The following is a 15,758-nucleotide window of genomic DNA, read 5'->3' on the forward strand; positions in this document are numbered from 1 at the left end:
GCGGGGTGGAACCCCGGCGTCAATCCGCTGCATCGGGTCTGAGCCGGGCCAGGGCCAACTCATATTCGCGGGTGCCGCGTTGCGCCTGCCGGGCAATGCGTCCGTCCGCGAGCCAGATAATCCGGTCGGCCAGCCGTGCCTCGCGCTGCCAGTGCGTGGCCAGCAATAGGGTACGCCCTTGAGCGGCTTGTGCAAGCCGCTGCATGACATCGGCAGCGGTGACGGCGTCGAGACCTTCGGTGGCTTCGTCCAGCAGCCAGCATCGGGACGGATGCAGAAACAGCCGCGCCAGCGCCAGGCGGCGCGCCTGGCCGCCCGACAGGCCCAGGCCGCCTTCGCCCAGCAAGGTGTCCAGCCCCTGCGGCAGGGCCTTGATGTCCCGGGCCAGTCCGGCGGCTTCGAGTGCGTTCCACAATGCGGCGTCTCCGGCATCCGGCGAAGCCAGGCGCAGGTTGTCGCGCAGGCTGTCGCGGAACAGCTCGGTGCGCTGCGTCATCCAGCAGCACGGCAGGGCGGCAGCCCGTCCCGAGGCGGCGGGCAGTTCGCCCGCGATCACCGACAGCAGGCTGCTCTTGCCGGCGCCGCTGCTGCCGATCAGGGCAATGCGCTCGCCCTCGCGGACGTGCAGATCCAGCGGCCCGAGGATTTCCGGCCAGCCCGGATGAGCTACCCGCAGCTGGTCCAGCTGCACAGCCAGGCCGCCAGCGGGCTTTTCCCGCTCGGCCGACGGTGGCCCGTCATCAGCCGCCACCGCGGCGCCGAGGCGGCGGACTGCGAGCCAGCTGCGGCCGGCTTCGGCCGCACCCCGGCGGAGGGCGGCGAACGGCTCCATCGCCGACAGCGCCAGCAGGATGCCCAAGGCCGCGACGGCGACGCCGATCCGTTGCCCTTCCACCAGCCAACCCATTGCCGGCAAGGCGGCGCTCAAGGTCAGGGCGCTCGCCAGGCCATAAGCCTGTGCCGCACACGCCTCGGCGCGGTACAGCCGGTCGTCGGCTTGCGCGGCGCGCGCATCGCAGGCCTGCACCGCCGCGACCTGCGCAGGCAGGCGGCCCGTCATCAGCAGTTCCGCCTGCCCTGCGACGAGGTCCACGCTTTTCAGGCGCAGGGTTTCCAGCGCCATCGCACGGCGGATCGCGGTCTTGCGGGTCCGCAGGCCGTGCCACAGCGCGATGCCCCAACCGGCCAGCAGCAGCCAGGCCAGCGTCAGCAGGCCCAGCCACCAGCGCATGATGCCGAAGGCCAGCGCCGCCAGCAGCGCCGCGCCGAGCGCCGCGATGCCCGGCACCAGCAGACGCAGGTACAGGTTGTCCAGCGCATCGACGTCGGCCGTCAGGCGCTGCAGCAGGCGGGCGGGGCGCAACAGCAGCAGGCGTGCAGCCTGGGGGCGGGACCAGTGGCGGAACAGCTTTTCGCGCAATGCCGCGAGCACGGCCAGCGTCGCGTCGTGCGTGACCAGGCGCTCCGCATAGCGTGCGCCGCTGCGGCCCAGTGCCAGCAGGCGGATGCCGGCCGAAGGCATGAAGACGTCGAACATCAGCGCCGTGGCCGGCACCAGGCCCGCCAGCGCGGTGGCTGCGATGAACCAGCCCGACAGCCCCAGCAGCGCCATGCCCATCAGCACGGTCAAGGCCGCCAGCAGCGCGCCGCCCAGCCATAGCCGGCGCCCGGCCATCACAGCCAGGGTGTGTAGCAGGGGTTTCATGCTGCGGCGCAGGGACGGCTTGCGACCCTTCATGCCGCCTCTCCGTCCGCCGAGGGCGGGAGCGGCCGCCATGGCAACCGGATCACCCGGTCCATGCGCTGCGCCAGCTGCGCATCATGGGTGGCGACGATCAGCGTGCGGCCGCGGGCGATGCGCAGCAGGCTGTCGATGATCTGCCCTGCGGTCACCGGGTCCAGGTGGGCGGTCGGCTCGTCGACCAGCAGCAGTCCGGCGTCCCGGTTCACCGCCAGGCGCGCCAGCGCCAGCCGCAGCACCTCGCCGCCCGACAAGCCGCTGCCGCCTTCGCCCAGGCTCGAGGCCGCGCGCGCCTGCAGCACGGCGCCCAGCGCCGCCTGCTCGGCGGCGGTCCGGACGTCGTCGGCACCGAGGTGCACACGCCCCAGCGATACGTTGTGCGGCATCGAGCCGGCAAAGACATGGGCGTGCTGCCCCATCCATGCCATGCGGGCGCGCATCGCTGCGGCCGTTTCGGCATTCAAGGGCTGGCCGTCGATGCGTATCTCGCCTCCGGCGACCGGTGCCAGGCCGGCGATCTGTGCCAGCAGCACCGACTTGCCGCTGCCGCTGGGGCTCCACAGCGCCACGTGCTCGCCTGGCTCGACGTGCAGGTTCAGCGCTTCGAGCCGCGTGTCGCTGCCGGGCGCCTGGACTTCGAGAGCCACGATGTCGACCGCTGCTGCTGTGCTTGGAGCAGGGGGCATCCGTTCGGCCTCGATGCTGCCGACGATGGATGTCGCCTGGCGGCGCAGGTCTTCCAGCGCTTCGAGCGCTGCTTCGCCGGCGGCGCGGTCGTGCCAGACGGCGGACAGTTCGCGCAGGGGTTCGAAGAATGCGGGTGCCAGCAGCAGCACGAACAAGGCCTCGCCCAGGCTCAGCTTCTGCCCCCAGGCGCCGAAGGGCAGGGTGCCGAGCAGGTGGAAGCCCACATAGACCGCCACCATCGCCACCCCCAGCGCGGAAAACAGCTCCAGCACGGCCGAGGACAGGAAGGCGATGCGCAGCACGCGCATGGTGCGCTGGCGCAGGGCTTCGGCATGCGCTCGCAGCCGCCGGGCCGAGCTTTCCACCGCGCCCAGTGCCCGCAAGGTGCTCAAGCCCCGCAGGCGATCGAGCAGGAAGGCGTTCATGCCGCCCATTTCCGCCAGTTGCTCTTCGCTGGCGGCGCGGGCGCGCCAGCCGACGATGGCCATGAACAGCGGAATCAGCGGCGCGGCGAGGATCAGGATCAGCGCGGCCAGCCAGCTCTGGCTGGCGACGACGGCCGCAATCGCCAGCGGCACGACGCGCACACGCCACATCGCGCACTGGTAGCGCGCCAGCCACGGCACCACGGCTTCGGCCTGTTCGGCAAGGACGCTGGCTGCCTGGCCCGACGATGGCCGTGCCTTGTCCAGCGGCGACGAATGGGCCAGGGCCTGCAGCGCCCGGGCACGCAACTGGCTCAACACGGTGCGTGCGGCGCGATGGGCCCGCAGCACGCCGGTACCGTCGCACCAGGCGCGCAGCATGCCCAACGCCAGCACGCCTGCGGTGGCTGCCAGCAGCTGCCGCATCGGCTGTCCGTCCGCCATCTGCTGCAGTGCCCAGGCGAGCAGGCCGGCCTGGGGCAGCCACAGCAGCGCAGCGGCCAGTTGCAGCATCGCGCCGCTGCGGGAAGAAGTGGCCATGTCCGGACCTGGGGGCGAATCCATGGGCTGTGCCGCCGGGGTGCGTGCGAGATGCTGCCCGAATCCGAGGGCGCGCGCGGGACATTCCGCGTTCCGGAGTCGGCCACCGTCGCCTTTCGATCGGCCGGCTGCTCCCTGATGCGCTTGGCTACGCAACAACGCTTTACCTCCCCGGGTTTTGACGATCTCGCCGGCATGGTATATGACGTGAATGAATCGCGACGCTGGAGGGGCGGCCGCTGGTCCGCTTTACGGCGGGGCGAATCGCCACGCGCCCGGTATTCACGGGCATCGCCACCGAAGCCGCTGCTGCGGCCCAGGGTGTGTTCAGTTGTAATTTTCGAGGAGCAATCATGAGCAGACTTCGCATCGGCGTGATCGTCGGCAGTGCCAGCCGGACCTCCATCAACCGCAAGCTGGCCCAGGCCCTGGTGAAGCTGGCGCAGGATCGGGCGGATTTCGAGTTCATCGACCTCGACCATCTGCCGATGTACAACCGTGATGACGACGCAGACTATCCGGCCGTCTTCCAGGCCCTGAAGGACAAGGTGCGCACCCAGGACGGCATCCTGTTCGTGACGCCCGAGCAGAATCGTTCGATCCCCGCGCTGCTGAAGAATGCGCTCGATGCGGCCAGCCGGCCCTACGGCAGCAGTGCCTGGGCGGGCATCCCGGCCGCAGTCATCGGCACCGCGGGCGGCGGGCCGGCCACTTCCATGGCCCAGCAGCACCTGCGCAACATCCTGGCCTACCTCGACATGCCGACGATGGGGCAGCCCGAGGGCTTCATCCGCTGGCATGACGAATTGATCGATGCCGAAGGCAATGTGGGTGCCGCCAGCCACGACTTCCTGAAGGGCTACATGGACCGGTTCGTCGCCTGGGTCGAGCGTTTGCGCAAGGCTTGATCCACCGCCCTGTGCAGCATCGGCATAAGGCGGGGGTGGTGGCTGCCTGTTGACCTTCCAAGCGTGGCAAGCCTCATGCTGCCGGACGTGACATTTCCCAAGGAGCTTCCGATGCGATTCCATATCGAAAACATGACCTGCGGCGGCTGCGCCCGCGGTGTGACCAAGGCGATCCAGTCGGTCGACGCCGACGCGAAGGTAACGGCCGATCCGCCCAACCGCCTGGTCGAAGTCGAATCGTCCGCGCCTCAGGCGCAGATCGAGGCGGCGCTGCAGGAAGCAGGTTTCCCGCCGAAGGCGGCCTGAGGCTGGTTTTTCAGCCGGGGGCTGAGCCGCGAAAACCTTCGTAGGATGGGTAGAGCGCAAGCGAAACCCATCGGTTGCGACTTGTCGGGGATGATGGGTTTCGCTGCGCTCTACCCATCCTACTTGGCTGTAGAGCTGTAGGGTGGGTCGGGCCGTGCGGGTAGGGGCCGTAGGCGAAACCCACCGCGTCAAAGCGGCTCCATGGCCGATGGGTTTCGGCTCATGCGGCCCGGCCCTTCCCGCAAGCCGGGCTGGCTGCTTTTTCCACCTCGTCCTGCTCCAGATTCGCCAGAATCGGGCAGTCGGGCCGGTCGTCGCCCGCGCAGCAGGCCACCAGCGTCTGCAAGGTGTCGGCCATCTGCCGCAGTTCGTCGATGCGCCGCTGCAGGTCGGCGATGTGCTGTTGCGCGACCCGCTTGACGTCGGCGCTCTTGCGCGAGCGGTCGCGCCACAGCCCGAGCAGGTCGTGGATCTCCGCGACCGCAAAGCCCAGGTCGCGGGCGCGGCGGATGAAGCGCAGCATATGCACGCCGGACTCGGTGTAGGCGCGATAACCCGAGTCGGTGCGCGCCGCCGGCGGTATCAGCCCGACCGACTCGTAGTAGCGGATCATCTTGGCCGAGACGCCCGAGGCCCTGGCCGCTTCACCGATGTTCATCGTCCTTCCTCCTCATGCCCGGGCGTCGGCCGCCAGCGGCGGCTGGAAGCGCCGCAGCCGCAGCGCATTGCCCAGCACGAACACGCTGGACATCGCCATTGCGCCGGCGGCGAAGATCGGCGACAGCAGCACGCCGTACGCGGGGTAGAGCGCACCCGCAGCCAGCGGGATCAGCGCGGTGTTGTAGGCGAAGGCCCAGAACAGGTTCTGGTGGATGTTGCCGATCGTGGCTTTCGACAGCGCGATCGCGTTCGGCACGCCCTGCAGGTTGCCGGACATCAGCACCACGTCGGCCGCTTCCATCGCCACGTCGGTGCCGGTGCCGATGGCCAGGCCGACGTCGGCTTCGGCCAGCGCCGGCGCGTCGTTGATGCCGTCGCCGACGAAAGCCAGCACGCCATGGGCGGCCTTGAGCCGCTGGATCGCCTGGACCTTGCCTTCGGGCAGCACTTCGGCCACCACTTCGTCGATGCCCAGCTGCGCAGCGATGGCGCGCGCCGTGCGCTCGTTGTCGCCGGTGATCATGGCGACCTTCAGGCCCAGCGCGTGCAGCGCCGCGATGGCAGCGGGCGTGCTCGGCTTGATCGGGTCGGCGACGGCGAGGATGGCGGCCAGGCGGCCGTCGATGGCGGCGTACAGCGGCGACTTGCCTTCGCTGCCCAGCCGTTCGGCGCTGACGGCGAATGTATCCACGTCCAGGCCCAGCGAGCGCATGTAGCGGTCTGCGCCGACTTCCACGCGCTGGCCGCCGGCCGTCGCCCGCACGCCCATGCCGGTGACGGACTCGAACGCGTCCAGCGCGGGCAGGGTGATGCCTTCCTGCTCGGCCGCTTCGACGATGGCGCGGGCGATCGGATGCTCGGAGCGCGATTCCACGGCCGCGACCCGCGCCAGTACCCCGGCACGCTCGAAGCCTTCGGCCACTTCCAGGTCGGTCAGTGCCGGACGGCCTTCGGTCAGCGTGCCGGTCTTGTCCACCGCCACCACCCTGGCATCCTTCAGCAACTGCAGTGCTTCGCCCTTGCGGAACAGCACGCCCATCTCCGCGCCGCGGCCGGTGCCGACCATGATCGAGGTCGGCGTCGCCAGGCCCATCGCGCAGGGGCAGGCGATGATCAGCACCGCCACCGCATTGACCAGCGCGAAAATCAGCGCCGGCGAGGGGCCGAAGGCCAGCCAGATCAGGAAGGTGGCCAGCGCGGCGGCCATCACCGCCGGCACGAACCACAGCGTCACCTTGTCCACCACCGCCTGGATCGGCAGCTTGGAGCCCTGGGCTTGCTCGACCAGGCGGATGATCTGCGCCAGCACGGTCTGGCTGCCGACCGCGGTGGCGCGCAGGCTCAGCGCGCCTTTCTGGTTGACCGTGCCGCCGACCGCTGCGCTGCCCGCGGACTTCCAGACCGGAATCGGCTCGCCGGTGATCATGGATTCGTCGACGTAGCTCTGTCCTTCGATGACTTCGCCATCCACCGGCACCCGTTCGCCGGGGCGGACCTCGACGACGTCGCCCAAGGCCACCTCGCCGATCGGAATGTCGACCGTGCGACCGTCGCGCACCATGTGCGCCACCTTGGCCTGCAGGCCGACCAGGCGCTGGATGGCCTGCGAGGTGCGGCCCTTGGCGCGCGCTTCCAGGAAGCGCCCGAGCAGGATCAGCGCCACGATCACCGCTGCCGCCTCGTAGTAGACGTTGACCGTGCCGGCCGGCAGCGCGCCGGGCAGGAAAGTGGCGACCACCGAATACGCATAGGCCGCGCTGGTGCCGACCGCGACCAGCGAGTTCATGTCCGGCGCCAGGCGGAACAGTGCCGGAAAGCCCTTGGCATAGAAGCGCCGGCCGGGGAAGAGCAGCACCAGCGTCGTCAGCACGAACTGGATGATCCAGCTCGTCTGGGTGCCCAGCGTGTGCGACACCCAGTGGTGCATCGCCGGGATCATGTGCGAGCCCATCTCGAGGATGAACACCGGCAGGGCCAGCACTGCGGCGATGCCCAGGTCGCGTTGCAGTTCGGCGCGCTCGGCATCCTTCTTCGCCAGGGCTTCGTCGTCGCCGGCCTGTGCCGCGGCCTCGATGGCGCGGGCGTCGTAGCCGGCCCTGTCCACCGCCGCGATCAACGCATCGACGCCGGCCACGCCGCGCACGGTGGCGCGCTCGGTGGCGAGGTTCACATTGACTTCGGCGACGCCGGGCACGGCCTGCAGCACTTTCTCGACGCGGCCGACGCAGGATGCGCAGGTCATGCCCTCGATCGCCAGCTCGGTGGTGCTGGCCGGCACGTCATAACCGGTCTTCTCGACCGCGGCGATCAGCGTCATGCGATCCACCGGCGCAGCCAGGCGGATGTCCGCCCGTTCGGTGGCCAGATTCACCGAAACCTGCGCGACGCCCTCGACCTTGGCCAGCGCCGCCTCGACGCGGCCGACGCAGCTGGCGCAGGTCATCCCTTCGATCGGCAGGCTGACCGCCGCCGTGACTGGCCGGGCCTGCGCTTTCGCGGATGCGTTCATGATTCCTTTCCTCGCATTGATGCCTTGACAGCATACAGGCTAGACCTTGCCATCATGGGAAGGTCAAACCGCAATGATGCCTGTTCTGAAAATGGCAGCCATCAGCCGGGCAGAGTGGATCGGGTCGCGCAGGTGGAGCGAAGCGAAACCCGATGCTCCCGTGAATGGCACGATCGGCGGGGGCTCCAGCCTGCCAGAAGTGAGCGCTTCGGCTCAGCCAGCAGCACCGTGGAAAGGCCAGAACACCGGGATGAAGATCACCCCCAGCACCCAGAAGATCAGGTTCAGCGGCAGGCCGACCTTGACGAAGTCGCTGAAGCGGTAGCCCCCGGCGCCATAGACCATGGTGTTGGTCTGGTAGCCCACCGGCGTGGCGAAGCTGGTCGATGCCGCGAAGGTCACCGCGATCAGGAAGGGCGTGGCGTCGACGTCCATCATCCGCGCGGTGGACATGCCGATCGGCGTGAGCAGCACCGCCGCCGCGGCATTGCTCATGAATTCGGTCAACAGCAGCGCCATCAGGTACAGCACCGCCAGCACCATCAGCGGCCCCGAGTCGCGCACCAGGCCGATGGTGTTTTCCACCAGGAAGGCGGCGGCGCCGGTTTCGCTCATCGCCACGCCCAGCGGCAGCAGGCCGGCCATCAGGATGATGATGCGCCAGTCGACGGCGTCGTAGACATCATCCGCATCCAGGCAGCCGGCCAAGGTCATCGCCACCGCGCCCATCAGCGAGGTGACCGCGATCGGCGCCCAGCCCAGTGCCGACACGCCGATCACCAGCGCCATCACCGCCAGCGCGAAAGGTGCGCGCCAGCCGCCCGGCTGCTGCGCCTCACGCTCGGACAGCACGATGACGTTCTTGTCCTTGCGCAGCGCCGGCATTTCCGCCTCGGGCGTCAGCATCAGCAGGATGTCGCCCACGCGCAGGCGCACCTCACTCAGCTTGTCGCGCAAGACCTGGCCGCGGCGATGGATGCCCAGCACCGTCGCGTCGTGCTGCCAGCGGGGTGCCAGCGTCGCCAGGGTGCTGCCGATCGCGCGCGAGCGGGGCGCGACCATCACTTCGGTCAGCACCTGGGCCACTGCCGCGAAATCCTGCCGGCCGAGCTTGAACTGCGAATTCACTTCGAGGCCCGCCTTCTTGCGCAACTCGTCCAATTGCGACCAGTCGCCGCGCGCCAGCAGCACGTCGCCTTCCTGCAGCGTCTGCGCCCGGGGCGACCAGACCTTTTCGTCGCCGCGCAGCAGTTCCAGCACGAAAACGCCGAACCCCTCGCCCAGCTTGGCTTCGCCGACCGAGATGCCGATCAGCGACGAGTCGGGCATCACCCGCAGTTCGGTGATGTATTTGCCCAACTGATAGTGCTCGACCAGCTCCGCGCCCCGCGTATCCGGCAGCAGCCAGCGCCCGAGCGTCAGCAGGTAGAAGCAGCCCGCTGCCATGCAGATCAGGCCGAGCGAACTGAACTCGAACATGCCGAAGCCGGGATGGCCCATGTCCCTCGCCATGGCGTTGACCAGCAGGTTGGTGGAGGTGCCCACCAGGGTGCAGACTCCCGCCATCTGCGACACATAGGACAAGGGGATCAGCGCCTTCGAGGCCGACATGCCGACGCTGGCCGTCGCCGCCATCACGATCGGCATGAACACCGCGACCACCGCGGTGTTGTTGACGAAGGGGGCGATCACCGCCAGCACCGCGAACAGGATGATCAGGAATTGCAGCGGGGACCCGGCACGCCCGAGCAGGCTGCCGATGCCGGACAGCGCGCCGCTGTTCTGCAGCCCGGCGGCCAGCACGAACATCGCGGCTACCGTCACCGTGGCCGGATTGCTGAAGCCGCCGAGCGCCTGGCCCGGGGCGACCAGGCCGGTCAGCGCCAGGCTACCGAGCACCAGCAGGGCGACCGTGTCCATGCGCAGCTTTTCCGTCGCGAACAGCACAATGGCGGTCAGCGCGATGAAGAGGACCGTCACGATTTCGATCGTCATGCCGGGTACTCCCTGGGCAGGGTGGCGGCCGGGTTAATCCAGGCTGTGGGCAAAAGATTAGCGGATCGTTGTGGCGGATGGAGCCAGGCGATGCAAGCGATAACAGGAGAAGCCTGGGCAGCAACCCCCGGATCTGGATTTTTTCCGATGAAATACCTGCTCGACACCCATGCCGTCATTGCCATTATGAAAAGCCATGACGGCATGTTGGCCCGTTTGCAGCAGCATCTGCCAGGCGACTTCGCCATGCCTTCCATCGTTGCCCATGAGCTTTGCTACGACGCCAGGCTCAGGGGCGCCCGGCAGCGGCCCGGCCTGGAGTGTCTGCTTTACAATTCCACGCCTTTTCTTTACATTTATCGGTGCCGTACTTTACAAATGAAGGGGTGCCATGGACATCGTCGATACTCTCATCCTGCGCATCATCGACAGCGGCGAGCCGCACGTTGCGAGTACGGCGGCGGCGGAGTTGGGCGTATCGCGGCAGACCATTGCCACCCGCCTCAAGCGCCTGGCCGGTGATGGCATCATCCAGGCCAAGGGAACCGGGCGCGGCCGACGCTATGCCTTGCTGCCGATTCTGTCCGTGCGCAAGACGCATGGCCTGGAAGGGCTGGACGAGCATCGGCTCTGGGTGGCGGACGTGGCGCCGCTCGTTGCCGATCTGCCGCCCAATGTCGTCGATATCTGGCGCTATGGCATCACCGAGATGGTCAATAACGCAATCGACCATTCCGAAGGCGGGCAAGTGACCGTCGCCATCGAACGTGATGCGCTGCGTACCACGATGCACGTTGCTGACGACGGCGAAGGCATTTTCCATCGTATCCAGCGTCTGCTGGGCCTGTACGATCCGCGTGAATCCATCCTGGAACTGGCGAAAGGCAAACTGACGACCGATCCTGCACGCCATAGCGGTGAAGGCGTGTTCTTTTCGTCGCGGATGTTCGATCGCTTTTCCATCGTGTCGCGCAATCTGGTCTTTTCGCACGAAGCGGCAAGTGCCGACTGGTTGATCGGCGGCGACAGCGAGGTGGCCGGCACGCAGGTAAAGATGGTGCTGGCCAATGACAGCCCGCACACGGTGAAGGCCGTGTTCGATGAATTTGCGATGCCCGAGGAATTCACCTTTGCCAAAACCGTCGTTCCCGTCCGGTTGGCGCAGCACGAAGGCGAAAAGCTGGTGTCACGCTCCCAGGCCAAGCGGCTGACGCAGCGCTTCGAGCGTTTCCAGACGGTGGTGCTCGACTTTACGGGCGTTGAAGAAATCGGCCAGGCATTCGCGGATGAAGTGTTCCGTGTTTTCCAGGCCTCGCATCCGACGCTCGAAATGACACCGGTCAACATGAGCGAGGATGTTCGCAGGATGGTGGCGCGGGTGCGGGCGGGGTAGCGTGGCGAGGAGGCAGCGCGTTGGCGGCATTGAGCCAGATGCTGCTGCCGTCGGTCAGGACGATTTCGCGGACTTCGGTGGTGCCGCTGCGGTAGCCGGCCACCCAGGCCTGGGCAATGCCGGGCAGGGTGGTGCGCCAGCCGAGCCGACCCAGGCGCTCATGCGCGATCTGCAGCAGTGATGCAGCGCCCGAACCTACAGGTGGAAATCGCCCGCGGCTTCTGGCTGATAAAGCACTTTCCTGATCCGGATATGGCAGGTTCGATCCGGAATCCGCCAGTCGAAGGCATCGCCCTCCTTGTAGCCCAGGATCGCGGTGCCGATGCCGGAGCAAACCGACAATTTCTCGGCGCTGTCGTCCGCATCCTCCGGGTAAACCAGCGCGACTTCCACCTTCTCGTCGTCCACCTCCAGCAAGGCCCTGGAGTTCATCGTGATGACATCTTCCGCCACTTGCCGCGGATCGACGACGATGGCGCGCTCGATCTCGTGCTCCAGCTCGAAAATGTCCGATTCCATACTGAGCTCGACCAGACTCTTGAGCCGGGCCCTGTCGACTTCGGTGATGTAGATGTCGCTGGCGAGAGCCGCAGGGCTTTCACGCAAGAGCCGGAGATAGCGCGCCGAATTCATGGCGAAAGACTTCATCGTGGGCGTCTCGCTTTCCAGCAGGAAGCCATTGCGCAGGAAAGCTTTCAGCGACCGCGCGTTGTCCGGGTGGATTTTGGCGATGAGCTTCTCCGCCCGCATGTCGAAGAAGGCGAGCTTCATGCCTTCGCGGATCACGCTGGTGCCGAGCTTGCGGCCCCAGTCGTCGCGGTTGCCAATGACCAGGACCATTTCGCAGTCCGGGCCCTTCTTGACGAGACGGACGAAGCCCACTGGCACGTCATGCCGGTCATAGGCCATGAAGAACCGGCCGCCCTGGTTGAACAGATGGGTCAGGATCGGCAACTGGACCCGGCCGATGACCTGCTCGATGAACCGGGAGACATGGCGCGAATCGCTCAGGTAGCGGGTAACGCCCTCGTCCTCCAGCCAGTCCATCAGCGTCAGCGCGTTTGCCCGAGTGATCTCGGGACAAAGAAAAATAAAAGGCTCGTTCATCTTCACCCCCATTGGGTTTCAAGAATGAAAGCCTTCCATGGCCTCGGCCATGACGGTTCTTTCGACAGCGCACTCGTCAAGAATTGACGTCGATCTTGGTCCGGAATGGAGAGGAATTACCCAAGAAATTGATCGCCCAGTGGCCGTCCCTGGCGTGGAGCGGGTGAAGGGAACATCACGCCGCACTCAAATCGTTGATTGATAACAGGTTTATTCCGTTTGCGCTACGGAATTAGGCCGGATTATGTACCTGTAGCGAGCCCTCGGCAACTCGGCGTGCCCGCTGCTGCCGCATTGGCTCACCCAGAGCCGTCAAGCGCTGCCCTGTGCCAGATGCAAGAGCCCCCAGCCAATCCCAGGCTCATCCAGCCACCTCACGTCTCACGCAGGGGCAACGCCGTCCGGCAGGAAGCCGCCATGTTCATCGTCATGCAGGCTGAGGTACTCAAGTCGCCATTGATCCACGCGCCGAAGGTCGGCGAGGGTCATGTGCGTATCCGGGACTGGCTCGCAGGCGTCGAGGGCGATTTCCGTTGCCGCATCGGGAGGACCGTACGCTTCGATGAAAAGCTCTCGTAATTGTCGCACTACGCTCTCGGCGGACTCACGCGCACCTGGCCCACCCTCGATGGCGTCATAAGCCACCGATATGGACAGCGCATAGGGTTCACCATCAGAAGCCTCGATGCCCCGCTGCTCGCCCAGATCGAAGAACAATCCCACCAGATGTCTGGCTTCGGGAGCGAGGATGCGGGCGATCCGGCTCTTGACGTCTCTCTTGCCGACACGCTTCGCTAGCCGGTTCTCGAAGGTGTTGGGAAATGCGGGCCGGCCATAGCGGGCCGCCAGCCATTGCTTCAGGGTGCGCTTCGATTCATCCGAAAGCGACGCTTCAAGAAACCGAGACGCGCCCCGGCCAAACTCGACTCTCGGGATGGACCTTTTCTCCGCATGCCGCAACTCCAACACCATCGAGCCTCCATCCGCCTTGTCATACGCAAGATGCAGCCGCCGGGGGTTCTTGGCATGAGAGAGTTGCGGATCCTCACGGGCATCGCCGATCAAGTCCGCCAGGATGACCTCAATGCAGGGTTCGTGCGGGTGAGGGATGTCACAGTCGTGGGAGATCACGACAGCCAAACGGCCGTCCTCCGACGATTCAATCAGCCCCAACTGTAGTGATGCATCGCTGGTCAGCAAATCTCCCTGCCGCCATGACGTTTCCCGGTCCAGCATCGCGCGATCCCCGAATCACTGCTCGGGATAGCCAGGAATGGAAGTAGCGGAACGCCAATCATCCGTTGGTGCGGCCTTGCTCTTGGCCAGTCCCGACCTTTCGTATGCCGCATCCATGGCCTGAGCCTCGGAGATCAGCGTTTGGACATGCTCCATGACAGTCTGGTTTGCAGCGATGAGATCCAAGAGAGACCTGCCGTCAAACGCCTTCATCTTCAGCATCATTGGCGCCCGTTTGACGCCTGCCTCATGAAAGGCGTCGGCCACTTGGCTGAGTGCCTGTATCCGAGCGAAGTTGTCCGCTTCTGGCGTCGACTCTCCCCCCAGCCATTTGTAGATCGCTTGCCGGGAAACACCAAAGGTCCCGGCAAGATCGGCGATTGCTGGATTGAGCACCTCACGGATGTTGGCCAGATGCTCCGAAGCGCTTCGCAGATCGGGACGAGCCGCCTCCTCGCCATCCACCTCGATTTCGACGTGAAGGGGAGTCCGCGCCTCCACCAGCCTGCGCCATTCCCCGGCCCGGGTCACATCGAACACGCTGCCAGTACCGCCAACCAACTGCGTGATCCCCATCAGGGCGAAGGCGGCCGTGGCCGCGACCCGAACGGGCACGATCGACGGCGAAGTCCTGATTGCTGGGAACGTCTCGGTGTACATGCGGGTCTCCAGTGCTACGCCCATGCCCGGCGCGCATGATCCGTGGTGGTTGCCTTGAACACGGACTTGATCGGGGCATGCAACGAGCGCAGTTGTTCTTCGAGCTTGCCGAGATCGATAGGCATGCGACCTTCACAAAAATGGTCGGTATCGAGCACACCATGCTCACGTGGCGCGGCCATGGCGAAACGCGGATTCAGTGCCAGCCCGTTCGGCAACATATCGGGAGGAAAGCCAAGCTGTGCGGTTGCCCTGTATACCCTTGCAACCAAGGTTCCGACGGGAACGAGTGGACCGACATCGGTCGAGAATACGGATTCACTCATTGCGTGCCGGCGAACCGCGTCGAATCCCACCCCATGGACTCCACCGACAAGGTACTGCTCGACGGACTCCCCGTCTGCCGGCACCACCGCATCCAGGTAGCGCAACCCAAGCCGCCCCACGTGGTCAAGGCTGACAGCCTCATGCACGGCATCCAACCCACGCAGTAATTCCGGAATGAATGACTTGTGGGTGTCGTAATGGGTCGTATGAAACGTGATTGTCGAAGAGGACAGGATGAAGCCCGCAGATCGATCGCTCCTGGTCAGGAGCCAGGATACCGTTTGCTGGATCTTTGGTTCGGCTTGTTGTGCCTGGCCTGGCCCGGACACGACCAAGTGAGTGACCTGCTGCGGCTCGAACAAGGGGTACCCTTCACGGCGCAGTCGATCTTGTATTTGGTCGACATACTTGACCATGGCCGCCACCGGATTGAAATGCGCCTGTGCCAGCGCGTAGTACACCGGCGCATTGGACATTCGTTCGCTCACAGGCCGCTCCATCTTCTCGGTTGACACTTCAGTTGCCAGTTTACACCATGGTTGACACCCATGCCAGGGAGCATTGCTCAATGCGGCTGGATCAGGGGGGGGCGGGCTCAGGCTAAGGAGAAGGCGCCGTCAAAAGCCTTCCAGTACGTCGACACCGCCGTCCGCGTCACCATCGCCGGCCCCCGACGTTGGCCCAGCCTGCTGCCATTGCCTGCGAGAAAGGCTGCGCACCCGCTGTGGCAACAACTCCCGCACCAGCTCCATGCCAAGGGCGTCCTTCTCCAGGGTCATCGCTTCTGACAGGTCATCGAGCCGACCCAGCACGTGCAGCGCGCGCAGGAAGGTGTGCAGCGCGGTGCCGGGATAGCCATCTTCCAAGCGCCTGACGGTGCTCAAGGACGTGCCGATGCGCTGAGCAAGGTCTTCCTGGCTCAGGCGGCGCATGCGCCGCGCCACCGAGATGTCCTGCCCCAGGCGGCGCAGCGCACGCGCGACAGGCTGCGGCATGGCCACCTGGGCACCGGAGCGCTTCTGACCGGAAGAGGACATGCCTTAAGCCTCAGATATGAATTTAATTCAGCAATAAGAGTTCAAATTTGAATGCATAAATATGGTCTGGTCGACAAGCCCAAGTTTGGAATCAGCAGGCCAGGAAAAAGCTGGCTGCTGTCGGTCCGTTACCCCGCTTGCAGTTCTGGGGACCGCGCTGCGCCATCGCGCTGTCCTGATCCTGCACGACGATCAGGCCACCAATGCCTAATGAGAGCCGACAGCAA

Annotated in this window: 13 protein-coding genes; 3 read left to right on the forward strand and 10 right to left on the reverse strand. The window is 66.0% G+C overall.

The window, feature by feature from the left end:
• Nucleotides 1–19: 19 nt before the first annotated feature.
• Together cydC and cydD are read right to left on the reverse strand one after the other, a co-directional pair.
• Entirely contained in the window at nucleotides 20–1,738 is a 1,719-nt protein-coding gene (gene cydC, locus ACNQFN_RS01095; protein ID WP_418647738.1) for a thiol reductant ABC exporter subunit CydC, read from the reverse strand.
• Nucleotides 1,735–3,393, reverse strand: coding sequence for a thiol reductant ABC exporter subunit CydD (gene cydD, locus ACNQFN_RS01100; protein ID WP_418647739.1), 1,659 nt, complete (start codon nucleotides 3,391–3,393; stop codon nucleotides 1,735–1,737). Before cydD ends, cydC begins: the two co-directional genes overlap by 4 nt.
• A gap of 353 nt (nucleotides 3,394–3,746) precedes the next feature.
• Between cydD and ACNQFN_RS01105 the strand changes: the two genes are divergently transcribed.
• Both ACNQFN_RS01105 and ACNQFN_RS01110 read left to right on the forward strand, forming a co-directional pair.
• Nucleotides 3,747–4,301, forward strand: coding sequence for an NADPH-dependent FMN reductase (locus tag ACNQFN_RS01105; RefSeq protein WP_068636789.1), 555 nt, complete (start codon nucleotides 3,747–3,749; stop codon nucleotides 4,299–4,301).
• Between the two features lie 75 nt (nucleotides 4,302–4,376).
• Nucleotides 4,377–4,607 carry a heavy-metal-associated domain-containing protein gene (locus ACNQFN_RS01110; protein ID WP_418647740.1) on the forward strand — a complete coding sequence of 77 codons (231 nt, stop codon included), beginning with the start codon at nucleotides 4,377–4,379 and terminating at the stop codon, nucleotides 4,605–4,607.
• A gap of 220 nt (nucleotides 4,608–4,827) precedes the next feature.
• Here ACNQFN_RS01110 and cueR read toward each other — a convergent pair whose 3' ends face one another.
• From cueR to ACNQFN_RS01125, 3 genes are all read right to left on the reverse strand, one after another.
• On the reverse strand, nucleotides 4,828–5,265 hold the full coding sequence (gene cueR, locus ACNQFN_RS01115) for a Cu(I)-responsive transcriptional regulator (protein WP_068636791.1): 438 nt from the start codon (nucleotides 5,263–5,265) through the stop codon (nucleotides 4,828–4,830).
• 12 nt (nucleotides 5,266–5,277) lie between these two features.
• Nucleotides 5,278–7,776: a heavy metal translocating P-type ATPase gene (locus tag ACNQFN_RS01120; RefSeq protein ID WP_418647741.1), complete on the reverse strand. Its 2,499-nt coding sequence runs from the start codon at nucleotides 7,774–7,776 to the stop codon at nucleotides 5,278–5,280.
• 213 nt (nucleotides 7,777–7,989) lie between these two features.
• Entirely contained in the window at nucleotides 7,990–9,771 is a 1,782-nt protein-coding gene (locus tag ACNQFN_RS01125; protein ID WP_068636793.1) for an SLC13 family permease, read from the reverse strand.
• 391 nt (nucleotides 9,772–10,162) lie between these two features.
• On the opposite strand from ACNQFN_RS01125, the gene ACNQFN_RS01130 reads away from it, so the two are divergent.
• Nucleotides 10,163–11,164 carry an STAS-like domain-containing protein gene (locus ACNQFN_RS01130; RefSeq protein WP_068636794.1) on the forward strand — a complete coding sequence of 334 codons (1,002 nt, stop codon included), beginning with the start codon at nucleotides 10,163–10,165 and terminating at the stop codon, nucleotides 11,162–11,164.
• 195 nt (nucleotides 11,165–11,359) lie between these two features.
• On the opposite strand, the gene ACNQFN_RS01135 is transcribed toward ACNQFN_RS01130, so the two are convergent.
• The 5 genes from ACNQFN_RS01135 to ACNQFN_RS01155 form a co-directional block, all read right to left on the reverse strand.
• The gene (locus ACNQFN_RS01135) at nucleotides 11,360–12,283 is read right to left on the reverse strand and encodes a bifunctional GNAT family N-acetyltransferase/nucleoside diphosphate kinase regulator (protein ID WP_245650905.1); all 924 of its coding nucleotides are present in this window, start codon (nucleotides 12,281–12,283) and stop codon (nucleotides 11,360–11,362) included.
• A gap of 369 nt (nucleotides 12,284–12,652) precedes the next feature.
• Nucleotides 12,653–13,507, reverse strand: a complete 855-nt coding sequence (locus tag ACNQFN_RS01140; protein WP_256161650.1) for a hypothetical protein — start codon at nucleotides 13,505–13,507, stop codon at nucleotides 12,653–12,655.
• Between the two features lie 15 nt (nucleotides 13,508–13,522).
• Complete coding sequence (locus ACNQFN_RS01145; RefSeq protein WP_256161649.1) at nucleotides 13,523–14,167, reverse strand: XRE family transcriptional regulator; 645 nt, start codon at nucleotides 14,165–14,167, stop codon at nucleotides 13,523–13,525.
• 14 nt (nucleotides 14,168–14,181) lie between these two features.
• Nucleotides 14,182–14,982: a TIGR04255 family protein gene (locus ACNQFN_RS01150; RefSeq protein ID WP_254915203.1), complete on the reverse strand. Its 801-nt coding sequence runs from the start codon at nucleotides 14,980–14,982 to the stop codon at nucleotides 14,182–14,184.
• Nucleotides 14,983–15,111: 129 nt separating this feature from the next.
• The gene (locus tag ACNQFN_RS01155) at nucleotides 15,112–15,531 is read right to left on the reverse strand and encodes a helix-turn-helix transcriptional regulator (protein WP_256161648.1); all 420 of its coding nucleotides are present in this window, start codon (nucleotides 15,529–15,531) and stop codon (nucleotides 15,112–15,114) included.
• Nucleotides 15,532–15,758: the final 227 nt, after the last annotated feature.

This window comes from Thauera butanivorans, assembly GCF_048398245.1.
GTDB lineage: Bacteria > Pseudomonadota > Gammaproteobacteria > Burkholderiales > Rhodocyclaceae > Thauera > Thauera butanivorans.